Genomic DNA, 14,865 nt, shown 5'->3' with positions numbered 1-14,865 from the left:
TTTTTTTATCGCTTTATTTTTTATTACATAAAAGTTATGGATTTTTATTTCATCATCAAGCAGATGAATACCGCCGAAATGATCTTCATCAGGATGAGTTGAAATAAATCGCATTATACTCTTTTGAGCTGATTGCTCTTTTATTTCTTCTATAATGCCTTTGGCATTTCCAGTATTAATGTTACAATCAATGATTGTGAAATTATCACTATTATGCTTTATATAACACATATCACCATTTCCTACTGAAAAACTTTTAATTATAGACACTTTGCTCTCCTTAATTTATAGTCTTTTCTAAATCGTTGTTGTTTGATTTTGATATTTAAATTGGTATATCTTTTTTCCATCTGCCGCTGCCAAATAACAATTAGATATTACATTTTGATTAGGGATTATTAAAATTATAAAAAATGGTCTGTTATGTTTAGATTTGGTAAATAACTCATGAATGCTATTAATATCAGTAGGTGATGGGTTTGCAATAGTCTCGTTGTGTGTATGCCAGTCGCCTAAATAATGGAAACCATTTTCAAATTGTATTAGTACTTCTTGTTTCGCTTTTTTCTCATCTAATTTGAAATAGTTTCTTTTCCTTATATCAGATGAGCAAGGTATTGAGATTTTATTTATTTCTATTTCTGTGTTGTCAAGTTTATTTGTAAATAACATTCCTCCAGACTCTTTACTTAGGAAATTTTTCTGTCTATAAGAAAATAACTCTTCCATAATATCTTCACTGATGCATATATAAAAATTTAAATCATAACTATAAAATTTATGCATCGTTATTCATCCAGCTTGAGTTTTCATAAATCAAAGAAATGATTCGATCGCCTTTATTTGGATTGCCAAATTTATTTATCCAACAATCATTCCATTGACCACCAAGTTCTACCAGTTCTTCTTGTCTACCAAGATAGCTATATGCAAAGGAACTGTCAGGAAATCTATTCAATATTAAGTCAATTATTGTTCTTGCAGCAAGTGAATGTAAGTTTGCTAAAGGTATCGCTCCATAAGGCTGAAATTCTCCAGCACAAGCAGCAATTCTTTTTTTTGTATTTTCTTTCCAATATGTAGCAGGATATCTCAATGCACCTATTTTTTCACCTTGTGTGTAATGCCAGGCATTAAAGGCACCAGAATCTATTTGATTTACTATTACATGTCCAGCCATTGCATGGGCTTCAACAAAAGCAAAAACAAGAACTCCCAAATTACACTGAGATTGTTTACTTAACAGTTGTTGCTCGGTATTCCAATCGGCAGTGCAGCTTAGGATAAGGTCAGCCTCAGTAATTCTTGTACTTGATTCAGCGTTTTCGGACCATTCTTCATTAAAATACTCTATATTGGTGTTTGGAAATTCTAAACGAAGTTTGGATGCGAGAGCAGATGCTTTATTTTTGTTAACAGAATCGAACCCCAGGAGATGTCGTGAAGAATTTTCTGATTTCATAGAGTCTTCATCCCAGAGCATTATATTTGTAATGCCAGATTGTATTAACAGCCTCGATATAGATGAACCGACTGAGCCACATCCGATTATAGCTACTGTATGCTCAGATATTTTTTTATAAGTAGGATTATGATCTCTACCCATTATCCATGAGTTATCGTTACGTTCAACTAAGATGTTTTGTGCTTTTAACTCACCAATTCTATTCTTTAAAATGCGGCCATTGATATAATCTCTATGACCATCTAATAATGAATTAATGTGGAATCGACCGTTAGCGATAGCTCTTGTATCATATCTATCTGTATGACGATCACCTACACTCTCAGAAATTCGAATTCCTATAATATTCATTCCTGAGGGCGTAGGAAATGCTATTAAAACAGTTGGGTTGCGATTATATATATTTGCTATTGATTTTAAAATAAACTCATCAACTATATCTGGCTCATTATGATATTCATTGATTAAATTGAATAAATCTCTTATTGTTCTTGGATATTGTTCTGGATACCATGCATTTTCAAAAAATATTAATGGAATAGATATTATTCTGGAAAGTTGTCTTTGACGTAGGTGTTTATCTCTTGCATTAGAGTTATCTGAATTGGAAGATAGTAGTTTCTGATTATCTAACCAATTAATTAATTTTTGTTCACCATCAGAATATATCCATCCTAATGTTTTTGCTATGTAGCCGTATACTAATCTTGTGTTCTTTATGTTCAGATCACATAGGCTAATAACACGTTCTATTTTATTGCAATGATAAATCCAGTAATTCTGAAACTCGTCAATAAAATCATCTCTAAGATCTCCTTTGATGCCTTTTTTCAACATCGAATAGGCATCACTTAATAATTCAAGAACATATGAATTATCACTCAAATCAATAATGTATGTATTTGGCCAAACACATAGTTTACCATTTTTTTCTATATGAGGTAATTGACATACATTTATTACTGGAGATGATACAAATACTTCTGGGATATCATGCTGTGTTAAACTTTTATACCTTATTTGTAATACAATTGAGTCGTCATTGAATACTAAATCTGTAGGTAATTCCCAGACACATATATATTTTTCATCAAGAATAGATAATTCAGTATTGGACAGCTTCCTTGCACCATAAGGTGCAAGGATTTTATTTAACTGATCTATCTTTTTTTTAAGACAATCAGGCATAACCACCACCACCTTGTCTATTTACGACAGTATTAGATGATTCTGCCATACCTAATGTAGATGCCGCTATCTTCTTAATACCATTACTGGAAATTTCAATTTCCAAAGGAACATTTTTCCCATTTTTTTTATGATCAGATACGCACAGAAATTGACCGTTTTTATCATCTGTTATTTTTTCATACTCTTCTTTTGCTCGGTAAGCTGGAGGATCTTTTTCATCGTCTTCAATTGTTTTCGAACTTGATATAATGAAAGCATTTTGTTTTGCACGGTTAAATACCTCCATTGCTTTTTCAGAGGTTTTTGCATCATCGCCTTTTTGGCTTAGACTATCATGAGATATACTGTGCCAAGAACAATGATGTGGTGTTTGTAAGATATCATAATCTAACCATGACATTTCATTCTTGTCTGACAGACGATCTTTCACACCTTCCCAGCACACAACCTCAGCATCACCTCCACTTAAAAAATAAGCAGTTTTGTTATCACCTTTTAATTCAAAGTTTATGATAACACTCGAATGATTTTTACCTAATTTATCTTCTAACTCGTCGAGATCTTTCTTGGGTGATGGACCTAATAACCGGGCTTGAAAAACTGATGAAGATTCTCCGTTAATATAACTGGTTGTATTATCTAATTCTAAAAGAATATATGGTATATCATCAGTTTTACCATTCTCGTCTTTTCCTAAAACCAAGACTTGATTTCCGACACCATCCAAATAGCCCTTCTCTTTGTAAAGATTAACTCTTCTCTTCACTTCTGTATTTAACGCTATTGCATCATCACATAATGGATGATTTTGAGCATGATGGCGTCTAAATACAATTGGGCTTGACCAAATTTCATTGATAAAAATTTTATCGCTCTTTTCACTCCAATTTTCAGGTTTCCCCAAGTGAAAGTGATCAGATACTCCATCACAATGATCTGAATCAGGATGCGTCCAAATAAAAAGATTGACGAAAAGACGCCCTTCGCTATCTCGAGAGAGTTTTTCTCTAAGTTGTGAGCGGACATCAGGATGTTCTTCTCCATCCCTAATACGGCAATCGATTAATATATTTTTTCCATCTTCAGTTTGAATAAGTGTCATATCCCCATTACCTACGGGGAAGAAACATAGTTTTGCAGCCATATTATTTCCTTTTTAACTGTTTCTTGATGGTACTATGTTGTCATTGCTGTGTAGGATTTTAAAATCCCAAAAAAGTAGTCATAACTACATCAACAATTTTGCCAACAGGCTTGTTTACATTCAACCCTCAAAAAATGGCAAATCATATGCTCATAGTTTCTACTACCGCATTTTTGTGATGGATTTAACATTTTGAAACTAGTTAAGAAATAGAGAAACCAAGAAAACACATACTTAACCCATAGCCCTCGACAGATACCATACGTGCCAACTACCATCCAAACAGTTTTTGACGTATTACCTAGAAACGCCATACGCAGCGGAGATGGCATCGGATTTCCTAAGACACAACAGTAAACCTGCTGTGAATTATGTTTTTGCCGATGAGTTTTTAGAGGAAAACTTACCTTTTAGAAATCCAGCTTATATAAGAGCAGCCAGATTGATTTCACTATTTGTAGCCTATAGGTAGCTTGTTGTGTTTGTTTTTATTTAAATATTCATACATATCAATTTACTATAATCTTATTTTCTATACTGCTGCATCATCGGCGTATGTGCGTCGAAATTGTCGATTGTGGTCATGGAGTTATGATATCCATTTCTTTGATAATATTGAGCTTTGAGCGGCTCATTGGCCGTTAGTTCCCTCTATTGTCGCATGAAAAAATGGCGCGGCGCAGAAAAATGTCGCGTGTTTACGAGACGTCTTCCGCCATTAACTCAATGACGATTTTTCCATGTTCAACGCCCACTCTTACCTGAGAGTTTGTGGTAAATCCGGCTTTTTCCAGCCAGTCTCCTTTCAGGCTTAGCGCTGCGTGGACGCTATAGCGGGTCGGGATTTTAGTTTTACGGTCTTCGTGACGCTTTCTGAAGTAACCGACCTTCAAGTGGCGATAGGGTTTGGTGATAGCGATCTCTTGCATACGCGCTCCGGTAGTTAAGCACAACGTGACGATGATATTTGCTGTATAAAATACCAGTAAATATCACGACGGGCAGAGGTAAAACTGGAAGGCGTCTTCAGCAAATGGAATGCAACGGCTGAAATCGGGTACATAAAAAGGTATTATAAATGCACGTTATTGTTGGGTGATCCGCCATGTCTGGAAAACGCATCGCACGAGAAAAAGAGACGATCGGTAAAATGATCGCGTTGTATGAAAACAAGTGCCCGCAGGCTTTGAAAGAAGAGGGGCATTATCAGGCGCTTAATGATTATGCAGATAAACGCCTGGATAAATGTGTCTTTGGCGAAGAGAAGCCCGCCTGCAAGCAGTGCCCCGTCCACTGCTATCAGCCGGCAAAACGTGAAGAGATGAAGCAGGTGATGCGTTGGGCCGGGCCGCGAATGCTATGGCGACACCCCATCCTGACTATCCGCCATCTGATTGACGATCGCCGCCCGGTCCCTGAATTACCGGAAAAATACCGGCCAAAAAAACAGTAAACCTACGCCCGGGAAGCCAGTGCTGCGCGCATTGGGCGGCAGATGAACACCAGGGCCACCGCGCTGCATAAAGGGAAAAACGCCAGCTGTAGCCAGGGGAAAACGGCCTGTGGTGACGGTGTTAGCGCGTGATCCAGCTGGCTGCCGAACAGTAAATTCCCCGCCAGCACCGCGCAACCCCCGGCGGTAGAGAGCGCGCCGTAGTGTGCGCCAAGCGTAGACTCTTTCGCAAACCACGGGATGAGATCTTTCGCGGACGGTACCAGCAGCATTTGCCCGCACGTCAGTAGCGTAACAAAACACCCCGCAGGCAGAAGCCTCAGCCAGCCTTCCGGTGGCGGGTGGGCGGCAAACAGGGCCACGCTCGCAAACGATGCCGAAAGCAGCAGAAACCCCGCCGGTAAGATTCTGACAGCCCCCACCCGACGGGCGAAACGCGCAAGCGGTAACTGAAACAGGATTATCAGCACTGAAGCCAGCATAAAGAGCGGGCCAAGATCTTTCTCACTGCCGCCAGCGCGCTCTATTTCTACCGGTAGCGCCAGATAAAGCTGGTTGTAACTCAGCAACCACGAACTGTAGGCGATAATAAAAGCGACAAATCGCGGCTGGCGGAACGTGCTCCACCACGGGTGGATCTCCAGCGTTTGCTTACTGCGCTGAGCAGGAGGAAGGCAAAAAAACAGCACGATCAGCGCAACCACAAAGACGCCTGCACCCGCCAGAGCAACCTGGCGAAAGCCAAGCCCGGTAAGCAGGGCACCAGCCACCGGGCCGAGTACGGCGCCCAGTTCACCGCATACGGCAAACAGCGCAAACCACTCCGCGCGGCTGCGCTTGCCCTTTGCTTCACTCTGTGTTCCCGCTTTTGCCAGCAGCGCTTCAATGGATGGAGAGAAAAGCGCACCGCCAATGCCCGTCAGACACGCCCCCAGAATGATGGGCCACAGGGACTGACCAAACGCCAGCAGAAGATACCCCGCGATGCGGACAAGACAGCCGCACAGGATAATCACCCGGGCACCAAACCGGTCTGAAAGCGCGCCCCCGACGATAAACATGCCCTGCTGCGAGAACGTGCGCAGCCCCAGAACCAGCCCGATAAGCCCGCCGGAAAGCATCAAATCGTCACGCAGGAAAATCGCCAGAAAGGGGATAACCGCGTAAAAGCCAATGTTAAAAACGAACTGGCTGCCCAGTAACACGGGCGGCCAGAGTGTTGTCGCAGGGCGTAGAGAAAACAGTGACATGCGCATTACCCGGCGTTAAACAATGAAGTGGATATGCTTTTTGCCATGGTACGCAGAGATCTCAATTTTGGTTTTGACCCGGAATACATCCCAGAGCAGCTCTTCGCTCAGGATCTCCTGCGGTGTCCCGGTAGCGACGATTTGGCCTTTTTGCATCACAATCAGCGAATCACAAAACATCGCTGCGTGGTTGAGATCGTGGATCGCCACAATGCTGGTTACCGGCAGTTCGCTTATCAGATGCATCAGCTGGATCTGGTGATGAATATCCAGGTGGTTGGTCGGTTCATCCAGCAGAATTTCAGTGGGGGATTGCGCCAGGGCACGGGCGATATGCACGCGCTGGCGCTCCCCGCCGGATAAGCTCAGCCAGCCTTGTTCGCTGCGATCCAGCATATCTACACGTTGCAGGGCGGAGGTGACGGTTTCATCATCCTGCGCGCTCCAGTTGGAGAAAGGCGAATGGTGCGGAATACGCCCCAGCTTCACCACATCACGCACACGCATGTTGGCATCGGTCATGCCGTGTTGTTCAACGAATGCCACGCGGCGGGCAAGCTGCTTTTTGGGCATCCGGGCGATGTTATGCCCGTCAAGCTTCACGCACCCGGCATCCGGGCGACGTAGCCCCGCCAGCACACGTAAAAGTGACGATTTACCACAGCCGTTAGGGCCAAGTAGCCCAACGGTTTCCCCGCGCGCGATGTTCAGCGAGACATCGTTGACGATGACTTTATTGCCTACCTTCCAGGTAATATTTTCAGCGGTGATACTCATCACTTATTCCTTGAACGGTAGATGATAACGGCAAAGAAAGGCACGCCAACCAGGGCGGTGACAACGCCCACAGGCAGGCTTTGGGGGGCAATCAGTAAACGCGAAGCAATGTCTGCCAGCACCATCAGAATGGCCCCGGCCAGCGCGCTGGCGATCAGCAGAATGCGATGCAACGGCCCAAAGAAGAAGCGCATCACATGCGGCACAACCAGCCCGACAAAGCCGATGGAACCTGCCATGCTGACAATGGTGGCGGTGATGAGCGCAGTCGTGGTGAACAGGATCAGGCGTACCCAGGGCACGGCAATACCCAGTGACGCGGCGGCGTCATCGCCAAAGGTAAAGGCATCCAGCGCGCGCGAGTAATAAAGGCAAACCGCCAGCCCGGCCAGAACGACCACCAGCGCCAGCTGAAACTCAGGCCACCTCACGCCACTGAAACTGCCCAGTAGCCAGAACATCACGTCGCGGGCCTGCTGCGCGCTTGCCGAGGTGCTGATGGTATATGCGGTAATGGCGTTGAAAAGTTGAGAGGCGGCAACGCCCGCCAGAATGGTGCGTTCGTTGCCGCCACGCGCGCCGTTCGTCAGGAAAGCCACAAAGACAAAGGCGGCAAACGCCCCGGCAAATGCGCCTGCCGAGAGCGACACCGCACCGGTGCCGATACCTAATACCACCACCGATACCGCGCCCGTTGATGCCCCCGCAGACACGCCCAGCACATAAGGTTCAGCCAGCGCGTTCTTCAACAAGCTTTGCAGCACCGCCCCGCAAATTGCCAGGCCCGCGCCGCAGCACGCGGCCACCAGAGCACGACTCAGGCGAAAATCCCAAATCACGCTTTCATAAATGCGGTTTAGCGGGACTGCGGTCAGCCCCATTTTATTGCTGATGGTGTAAAAGACGTTTTGCAGTGGAATAGAAAGCTCACCTACGCTGACGCCAACGGCGATCACCAGGAACAACAGCACGACGGAAAGCAAACACGAGGTCGTCAGGATGAATCCCTGTCGCGCCTGTTGAACAACAGCGGTCATCAGTTAAGCCCCAGTTTTCTGAGCTGCTCGCCCACCTGTTCAGCACCGTAGAGGGTGCGAATGGTCGGGTTCATCGCCTGGCCGTCCATCACGACGATATGACCTTTTTTAACGGCATCCATCTGGCTGACGGCCGGATCGCTTTTCAGGAATTTGATTTTTTCCTGTGCGTTATCGAGCGCCCAGCGGTTGCGATCCAGGCTTGAAACGACAATCACATCCGGGTTGGCGGCGATAATGCTTTCCCAGCTCACCGTTGGCCACTCTGTTTCGGAGGTAATGGCATTGTGCCCACCCAGAACGTTGGCAATAAAACCGGATGCACTGTTTTTACCGCCGACGTAGGCATCAGCAGAAGGTGAGGCGCTGGAGAACCAGAAGACGAAAGAGAGGTCTTTTTTATTCTTGCCAAACTCAGCGCGCAAATCGTTTTCGCGTTTTTTAAAGTCGGCAATTAATGCTTCACCGCGAGGCTGCACATTAAAAATGGTGGCGAAATCTTCTATCTCTTTATAGAGATAGGTCATATCCCACAGCTTCTGACGGCTGCCGTACATATCACCTGCGGCTTTTTTGGTGGCGCACATGCCTGGGGATAAATAACTGTTCACCCCCACGGTGGCCAGGTCTTCGCGTTTTGCGACCTTACTTTCAGGCCCCAGCAGCAGGGGAAGTTGTGCAGGCACGAAATCAGGGTTCTGGGCGAGAATGGATTCAAGGGTCGGGATTTCTACCGTCAGCGTTTTAATTTTTGCATTTTGCTCAGCCAGCGCCGGTAACACTTTTGTGGGCCAGAATGCACTGGCGGCTACGTTATTTTGCAGGCCTAACAGTAAGAGGATCTCGACGGTATTTTGCCCCAGGGCAACAACGCGCTCGGGCGCTTTGGTGAATGTTTCTTTATATCCGCAGTTTTCAAGAGTGAGAGGATATGTTGTTGCCAGAGCAGAACCGACCGATGCGAACGCCATTCCCAGCGCGCAGATGACCTTTTTCATGAAACGCTACCCTTCATTTATTGTATTTTTGATGCAAATGAAACTCATTATTAAGGCGGAATTTTATACAGAGGAAAATATATTGTGTCAATGAGGGGCAATTTCGCGGAGTGACAAGGGGCGGCGTCAGGAAACACCGCCCGGCAAGACAGGTTACACCAGGCTCTCTTTATCAATGCCCAGCCGCTTCATTCGCGAAAGCAACGTGGTGCGTTTCAGGCCCAGACGCTGCGCGGCGCCTTTCGGCCCGGCGACGACGCCGTTGGTTTCTTTCAGCACGCGCATAATCAGCTGGAATTCATCTTCGCCCGCCTGTGCCACCTCTGCCGCGACCAGCGGTTCTTCTGACATCGTCACTTCGGGCAGGGAGAGTTGCAGCACGCTGCCGCGTGTCAGTAATACGGCACGTTCAATGACGTTTTCCAGTTCGCGCACGTTGCCAGGCCACTCCATGGACGAGAGCGTTCGTAGCGTTTCGGCAGGAATGCTGTCGATACTGCGCCCCATCCGGCGGGCAATTTTCGCGGTAAAGGCTTTGACCAGCAGCGGAATATCCTCAGGGCGTTCCCGCAGCGGCGGCAGATAAATCGGGAAGACGTTCAGGCGATAATAGAGGTCGCTGCGAAACTCGCGGTCTGTGACCATTTTTTTCAGATCGCGGTTGGTGGCGGCAATCAACCGCACGTCCGTCTGGATAAGCTTATTGCTGCCCAGGCGTTCAAACTCTTGCTCCTGCAACACGCGCAGCAGCTTGGGCTGGAGCTCCAGTGGCATATCGCCCACTTCGTCCAGGAACAGCGAGCTTTTATCCGCCAGCTCAAAGCGACCCAGCCGCTGGCTGCTGGCGCCAGTGAAGGCACCGCGTTCATGGCCAAAGAGATCGCTTTCCAGCAGGCCCGCGGGCATGGCGGCGCAGTTCATCTTCACCATCCGGCGGCTGTTGCGGTTGCTGAGATTGTGGATCGCGCGGGCAATTAACTCTTTGCCCGTCCCGGTTTCCCCCAGGATAAGCACCGTACTGTCGCTTTGCGCCACCATCTCGACCTGCTTGAGCACGCTGTACATTGCATCGCTGCGACCGATGATTTCACCAAACTCGCTGTCGACATTGTTGAGCTGTTCCGTCAGGGCCAGGTTTTCATCCACCAGCCGCTCTTTCAGGCGATGAATTTCCTGATAAGCCAGCGCGTTATCCAGCGCAATGGAAATACGTTCGGCAATCTGGCGCAGCAGCTTCAGGTTGGCGGTGTTGAACACGCCTTCTTCACACTGTGCCAGCTTCAGCACGCCCAGCATGGTATTGCCGGACATCAGCGGGAGCAGGCACAGTGTCTGGATTTTATTGCCCCAGGTGTTAAACAGTAATCGTTCGTAGGGTGCCAGTGCATCGTGTTCGTTCAGATTGAGCAACAGGATCTCTTTGCTCTTAAACACGCGTTCAGAAAGGGTTCCCGCTTCATCCACTTCGCTCTGCTCGTGAGCCGGATTGGCTTCGTCGAGATAGTGTGTTGAGTAGATGTTGAGTTTGCCCTTGCGGTGGCCCCGCAGCGCGATGCTGATTGCATCAATTTTGAAATAGTGGTGGATCTCTTTAGAGACTTCACTGACCAGCTCGTCCATATCCAGGCGCGAGAGCACGGCGTTAGTAATTGCTACCAGAATGCGGAAGTTGTCGCGTTCACGGCTAAGCAGGTCGTAGTCGACATTGTTGGTCACGCGGTTCTGGATCTGCTCTGCCACCACGCCCACAATCTGGGTAAAGGTATGCAGGCGCTCATACTCCGCCTCGCTCCACGGCTGGTTAGTCTTGCGGATAAATTCGCAGCCACCAAAAATATGCCCTTCAGCCGCCAGCGGCAGCAGGCAGTAGTGTCCGAAAGGACGATACAGGTTGCTCTCTGCAAGCACCGGCCAGGCCTGGCGAAACTCTTCAAAGCTGCAGTGCAGGGCTTCAGGGCGGGAGAGGATCCGCCGCACCGGGCCATGAGCCAGGACTGTTTCATCTTCGTACTGAAAGGGTTTGCCGTTGTCGTGCGCGGAAAAATAGCTCGCGCGATGACTCCCGCTATGCCAGAGCACAATGGCAGCGCTGTCCGCCAGTGCAGACTGTCTGACCAGCCGCGTCAGGGCATCGCTCAGCGAGCCGAGGTCCGGCTGCTGTAAAAGAGTGCGCGTAATGTCGAACAGGCCCTGCTGTCCAAGATCGCTCATCGGTGTATACGGCATCATTGCTTTCCAATTGAAACTGGCAAAAAAAGAGAAAATCCTGTGCTGCCCGCTTTTGGCGCGGTTCTAGCAAATTCGGGGTAAAGGTTCGGCGTGCGGCAGATCCAGCGTACGTTTAACGCCGTAAAGCCCGGTCAGGCGCACCCCTTTGCGCTCAACCACTTCGCCGATAATCGCGGACTCTTTCCCTGAGGGATGAGCACGCAGCTGCGCCAGTACGGCTTCGGCGGCCTGGCGTTCCACGCCGATAACCAGCTTGCCTTCATTGGCAAAGTTTAGCGGGTCCAGCCCAAGCAGTTCACAAAGCCCCCGTACTGCAGGTTTGACCGGTAATCCGCGTTCGGTCAGTTCAATACCGCATCCGCTGCTTGCCGCGAATTCATGTACCACTGCATTAACGCCGCCACGTGTGGCATCACGCAGGGCTTTTACGCCCTGGCATGAACGCAGAGTCTGAATAAGCGGTGTCAGCACGGCGCAGTCGCTGCGTAACTCGCCATCCAGCCCCAATCCTTCACGCAGGTTGAGTATAGTCGCGCCGTGGCAGCCCAGCGTTCCGCTGACCAGCAACACGTCGCCGGGGGTCAGTTGCCCCGCACCCCAGTGAATATCGGCAGGAATTGCCCCCATCCCGGCGGTGTTGATAAACAGTTTGTCAGCCGCGCCGCGTTGTACCACTTTGGTGTCCCCGGTCACGATGGCGATCCCTGCTTCATGTGCAGTGGATGCCATGCTGGCGACAACGGCCTTCAGGGTGTCCATTGGCAGCCCTTCTTCAAGGATAAAGCCGCAGGAGAGATAGCGTGGAATTGCGCCGCTGACTGCCACATCGTTTGCTGTACCGCAGATGGCCAGCTTGCCGATATCACCGCCTGGGAAGAACAGTGGATCGATAACGTAGCTGTCGGTCGAAAACGCCAGCCTGTCGCCCTGAGCGGTGAGGGTAGAGAGATCAATGCGCGCCTGGTCTTCCTGTTCGGCCAGCCAGGGATTGTTAAAGGCGTCCATAAACAGCTGATTAATGAGCTGCTGCATGGCTTTTCCGCCGCTACCGTGCGCCATTTCTACCCTGTTCATACTTCACACTCCTGATTGCGATACTGATACCACGCAGCGCATGCGCCTTCTGATGAAACCATCAGTGCGCCAAATGCAGTTTGCGGGTTACAGGTGTTGCCAAATAACGGGCATTGATGTGGTTTGCATTTACCGGTGAGTACGTCGCCACAGCGGGCGCGGGGATCGTCGCAAACCTGTTGCGGTTGCGGGTGGAAATGGGCTTCGGCGTCGAACGCACGGTATGCAGACGTCAGGCGCACACCTGATTCGGCAATCAATCCCAGGCCACGCCACTCGCTGTCGCCCTCCACACTGAAAACCTCAGCAATGGCTTTTTGAGCAAGCACATTCCCGGCATCCGGGACCACGCGGCGATACTGATTTTCCACTTTACTCAGGGCTGCTATTTTCTGCTCAACAAGCATGGTCACGCCTTGCAGTAGATCAAGAGGTTCGAAACCAGCGACCACTAAAGGACGATCAAAGTCGCTGGCGATGAAACCGTAAGCCCCGGTGCCGATGACCATACTGACGTGCCCTGGCGCCAGAAACGCGTCAATGCCGTTGCCCGGCTCTTCCAGCAGGCTGCGCAGGGTCGGGATAAGCGTAATGTGCTGGCAAAAAAAGAAAAAGTTGCTGATGTTGCGCGCTTTGGCCTGCTGTAAGGTGATGGCGGTGGCAGGCATGGTGGTTTCAAAACCCAGGCCGAAAAAGACGACTTTCCGCGTGGGATTGTCGGCGGCCAGTGTTAAGGCATCTACCGGCGAGTAGACGATACGCACGTCCGCTCCCCGCGCTCTGGCCTGGAGCAACGAGCCATTTTTCCCCGGCACGCGCATGGCGTCACCAAAGGTACAGAAAATCACGTCAGGCTGGCTGGCAATCTCAATACAGCTGTCGATGCGTCCCATTGGCAGCACGCACACCGGGCAGCCCGGGCCGTGGATAAACTCGATGTTGTCCGGCAACAGCTGGTCGAGGCCAAATTTAAAGATGGCGTGGGTATGCCCGCCGCACACCTCCATGATGCGCAGCGGTTTTTCGGCGGTATAGCGCAGATGTTTTGCCCGCATTTTCAGGTGTTCAATAAGCTGCATCACCTGTTCGGGCGCTCGATATTCATCAACATAGCGCATGGTTATCGCTCCTCGCCGTACAGCAGCGCCCCAACATCAGGCTCCACATCAAACATGTTTTGCAGGGCATCCAGCGTGTCGCGCGCTTCTGCTTCGTTAATCACGCTCATGGCAAAGCCAACGTGTACCAGTACCCACTGGCCAGTGCGGGGCGCACCGTTTTCATCCACACTGCCAACCAGCGTCAGATCGACATCGCGCAGCACGCCGCACACGTCTACTTTGGCCTGATTGCCGTCAATCGCATGGATTTGCCCCGGGACGCCTATGCACATCGTTCTCTCTCCAGCCAGTTCAGCCAGTTATCCATACCTTGCCCGCCGGTGGCGGACACCAGCAGGATTTCAATATCCGGGTTCACTTCACGGGCATACGCCAGACACTTATCGACGTCGAAATTCAGGTACGGTAGTAGGTCGACTTTGTTGAGGAGCATCACCGATGCCGCAGCAAACATATGCGGGTATTTCAGCGGCTTGTCTTCCCCTTCGGTCACCGACAGCACGGCCACTTTATGCCGCTCGCCCAGATCAAAACTCGCCGGGCAGACCAGATTACCCACGTTCTCAATAAACAGAATGCCGTTATCCGCTACGGGCAAACGCGGCGCGGCATCGGCAATCATCTGTGCATCAAGATGGCAACCCTTACCGGTATTCACCTGAATGGCTGGTGTGCCGGTTTCACGAATACGCGCGGCATCGTTTACTGTCTGTTGATCGCCTTCGATAACTGCGCAAGAGACGCGTCCGTTCAGGCGTTTGAGCGTTTCGGTGAGCAGTGTTGTTTTGCCAGAGCCCGGGCTGGAGACCAGGTTCAGCACCAGCAGTTTGCGGGCGGCAAAGCGGGCGCGATTACGAGCCGCCAACTGGTTATTTTTATCAAGCACGTTGATTTCGACGTCCAGCATCTGCCGCTGGCTGATGCCTGGCGCGTGCGTACCGGCTTCGCCGTGGCCGTAATGCAGGTCGCCGTCAGCGGATTGGGTTGGCGTAAATGCCAGGCCGGTAAAGACTCCTGATGGACGAGGCGCAGGAGAGAAGGGTGCGGAGCGAAACGCAGAGTGAGGACGATGCTCATCCCCTTCTATATAGAGGTTGCCTTCGGCACAACCGCAGGTACTACACAT

At 49.3% G+C, this 14,865-nt stretch carries 14 protein-coding genes and 1 pseudogene; 1 reads left to right on the top strand and 14 read right to left on the bottom strand.

The annotated features are described in order from the left end of the window. From ACT9TW_RS23445 to ACT9TW_RS23425, 5 genes and pseudogenes are all read right to left on the bottom strand, one after another. Nucleotides 1-270, bottom strand: a pseudogene (locus ACT9TW_RS23445) (hypothetical protein); the annotation flags it as partial. A 27-nt stretch (nucleotides 271-297) separates the two neighbouring features. Next, a complete protein-coding gene (locus tag ACT9TW_RS23440; protein WP_224357279.1) occupies nucleotides 298-729 on the bottom strand; it encodes a Mov34/MPN/PAD-1 family protein in 432 nt (143 codons plus the stop codon). Between the two features lie 49 nt (nucleotides 730-778). Then, nucleotides 779-2,653, bottom strand: coding sequence for a ThiF family adenylyltransferase (locus ACT9TW_RS23435; RefSeq protein WP_446493835.1), 1,875 nt, complete (start codon nucleotides 2,651-2,653; stop codon nucleotides 779-781). Continuing rightward, nucleotides 2,646-3,800 carry a hypothetical protein gene (locus ACT9TW_RS23430; protein WP_029701610.1) on the bottom strand — a complete coding sequence of 385 codons (1,155 nt, stop codon included), beginning with the start codon at nucleotides 3,798-3,800 and terminating at the stop codon, nucleotides 2,646-2,648. The genes ACT9TW_RS23435 and ACT9TW_RS23430 overlap by 8 nt, the downstream gene beginning before the upstream one ends. Nucleotides 3,801-4,498: 698 nt before the next feature. Further along, nucleotides 4,499-4,729: a SymE family type I addiction module toxin gene (locus ACT9TW_RS23425; protein WP_182062233.1), complete on the bottom strand. Its 231-nt coding sequence runs from the start codon at nucleotides 4,727-4,729 to the stop codon at nucleotides 4,499-4,501. Nucleotides 4,730-4,905: 176 nt separating this feature from the next. On the opposite strand from ACT9TW_RS23425, the gene ACT9TW_RS23420 reads away from it, so the two are divergent. Beyond that, nucleotides 4,906-5,253 carry a nitrous oxide-stimulated promoter family protein gene (locus ACT9TW_RS23420; RefSeq protein WP_315686623.1) on the top strand — a complete coding sequence of 116 codons (348 nt, stop codon included), beginning with the start codon at nucleotides 4,906-4,908 and terminating at the stop codon, nucleotides 5,251-5,253. Between the two features lie 2 nt (nucleotides 5,254-5,255). Here the strand turns inward: ACT9TW_RS23420 and ACT9TW_RS23415 are convergent, their stop codons facing one another. The 9 genes from ACT9TW_RS23415 to hypB form a co-directional block, all read right to left on the bottom strand. Beyond that, nucleotides 5,256-6,503 carry an MDR family MFS transporter gene (locus ACT9TW_RS23415; RefSeq protein WP_446493834.1) on the bottom strand — a complete coding sequence of 416 codons (1,248 nt, stop codon included), beginning with the start codon at nucleotides 6,501-6,503 and terminating at the stop codon, nucleotides 5,256-5,258. A 15-nt stretch (nucleotides 6,504-6,518) separates the two neighbouring features. Next, nucleotides 6,519-7,280 carry an ABC transporter ATP-binding protein gene (locus ACT9TW_RS23410; RefSeq protein ID WP_446493833.1) on the bottom strand — a complete coding sequence of 254 codons (762 nt, stop codon included), beginning with the start codon at nucleotides 7,278-7,280 and terminating at the stop codon, nucleotides 6,519-6,521. Further along, on the bottom strand, nucleotides 7,280-8,317 hold the full coding sequence (locus ACT9TW_RS23405; RefSeq protein WP_446493832.1) for a FecCD family ABC transporter permease: 1,038 nt from the start codon (nucleotides 8,315-8,317) through the stop codon (nucleotides 7,280-7,282). The genes ACT9TW_RS23410 and ACT9TW_RS23405 overlap by 1 nt, the downstream gene beginning before the upstream one ends. Beyond that, complete coding sequence (locus tag ACT9TW_RS23400) at nucleotides 8,317-9,315, bottom strand: ABC transporter substrate-binding protein (RefSeq protein WP_446493831.1); 999 nt, start codon at nucleotides 9,313-9,315, stop codon at nucleotides 8,317-8,319. Before ACT9TW_RS23400 ends, ACT9TW_RS23405 begins: the two co-directional genes overlap by 1 nt. 153 nt (nucleotides 9,316-9,468) lie before the next feature. Next, a complete protein-coding gene (gene flhA, locus ACT9TW_RS23395) occupies nucleotides 9,469-11,541 on the bottom strand; it encodes a formate hydrogenlyase transcriptional activator FlhA (protein ID WP_182063457.1) in 2,073 nt (690 codons plus the stop codon). A 66-nt stretch (nucleotides 11,542-11,607) separates the two neighbouring features. Further along, nucleotides 11,608-12,618, bottom strand: a complete 1,011-nt coding sequence (hypE, locus tag ACT9TW_RS23390; RefSeq protein WP_446493830.1) for a hydrogenase expression/formation protein HypE — start codon at nucleotides 12,616-12,618, stop codon at nucleotides 11,608-11,610. Next, the gene (gene hypD, locus ACT9TW_RS23385) at nucleotides 12,615-13,736 is read right to left on the bottom strand and encodes a hydrogenase formation protein HypD (protein WP_182062226.1); all 1,122 of its coding nucleotides are present in this window, start codon (nucleotides 13,734-13,736) and stop codon (nucleotides 12,615-12,617) included. Before hypD ends, hypE begins: the two co-directional genes overlap by 4 nt. Nucleotides 13,737-13,738: 2 nt before the next feature. Continuing rightward, nucleotides 13,739-14,011: a HypC/HybG/HupF family hydrogenase formation chaperone gene (locus tag ACT9TW_RS23380; RefSeq protein ID WP_436354327.1), complete on the bottom strand. Its 273-nt coding sequence runs from the start codon at nucleotides 14,009-14,011 to the stop codon at nucleotides 13,739-13,741. Next, nucleotides 14,002-14,865 carry a hydrogenase nickel incorporation protein HypB gene (gene hypB, locus ACT9TW_RS23375; RefSeq protein ID WP_446493829.1) on the bottom strand — a complete coding sequence of 288 codons (864 nt, stop codon included), beginning with the start codon at nucleotides 14,863-14,865 and terminating at the stop codon, nucleotides 14,002-14,004. Before hypB ends, ACT9TW_RS23380 begins: the two co-directional genes overlap by 10 nt.

The organism is Enterobacter sp. C4G1, assembly GCF_052886895.1.
This window is presented reverse-complemented; position numbering and strand designations above follow the sequence as displayed.

Coding starts and splice junctions, on each gene's coding strand:
- ACT9TW_RS23440 (WP_224357279.1), bottom strand. CDS start 729: ATGGAAGAGTTATTTTCTTATAGACAGAAAAATTTCCTAAGTAAAGAG.
- ACT9TW_RS23435 (WP_446493835.1), bottom strand. CDS start 2,653: ATGCCTGATTGTCTTAAAAAAAAGATAGATCAGTTAAATAAAATCCTT.
- ACT9TW_RS23430 (WP_029701610.1), bottom strand. CDS start 3,800: ATGGCTGCAAAACTATGTTTCTTCCCCGTAGGTAATGGGGATATGACA.
- ACT9TW_RS23425 (WP_182062233.1), bottom strand. CDS start 4,729: ATGCAAGAGATCGCTATCACCAAACCCTATCGCCACTTGAAGGTCGGT.
- ACT9TW_RS23420 (WP_315686623.1), top strand. CDS start 4,906: ATGTCTGGAAAACGCATCGCACGAGAAAAAGAGACGATCGGTAAAATG.
- ACT9TW_RS23415 (WP_446493834.1), bottom strand. CDS start 6,503: ATGTCACTGTTTTCTCTACGCCCTGCGACAACACTCTGGCCGCCCGTG.
- ACT9TW_RS23410 (WP_446493833.1), bottom strand. CDS start 7,280: ATGAGTATCACCGCTGAAAATATTACCTGGAAGGTAGGCAATAAAGTC.
- ACT9TW_RS23405 (WP_446493832.1), bottom strand. CDS start 8,317: ATGACCGCTGTTGTTCAACAGGCGCGACAGGGATTCATCCTGACGACC.
- ACT9TW_RS23400 (WP_446493831.1), bottom strand. CDS start 9,315: ATGAAAAAGGTCATCTGCGCGCTGGGAATGGCGTTCGCATCGGTCGGT.
- flhA (WP_182063457.1), bottom strand. CDS start 11,541: ATGCCGTATACACCGATGAGCGATCTTGGACAGCAGGGCCTGTTCGAC.
- hypE (WP_446493830.1), bottom strand. CDS start 12,618: ATGAACAGGGTAGAAATGGCGCACGGTAGCGGCGGAAAAGCCATGCAG.
- hypD (WP_182062226.1), bottom strand. CDS start 13,736: ATGCGCTATGTTGATGAATATCGAGCGCCCGAACAGGTGATGCAGCTT.
- ACT9TW_RS23380 (WP_436354327.1), bottom strand. CDS start 14,011: ATGTGCATAGGCGTCCCGGGGCAAATCCATGCGATTGACGGCAATCAG.
- hypB (WP_446493829.1), bottom strand. CDS start 14,865: ATGTGTAGTACCTGCGGTTGTGCCGAAGGCAACCTCTATATAGAAGGG.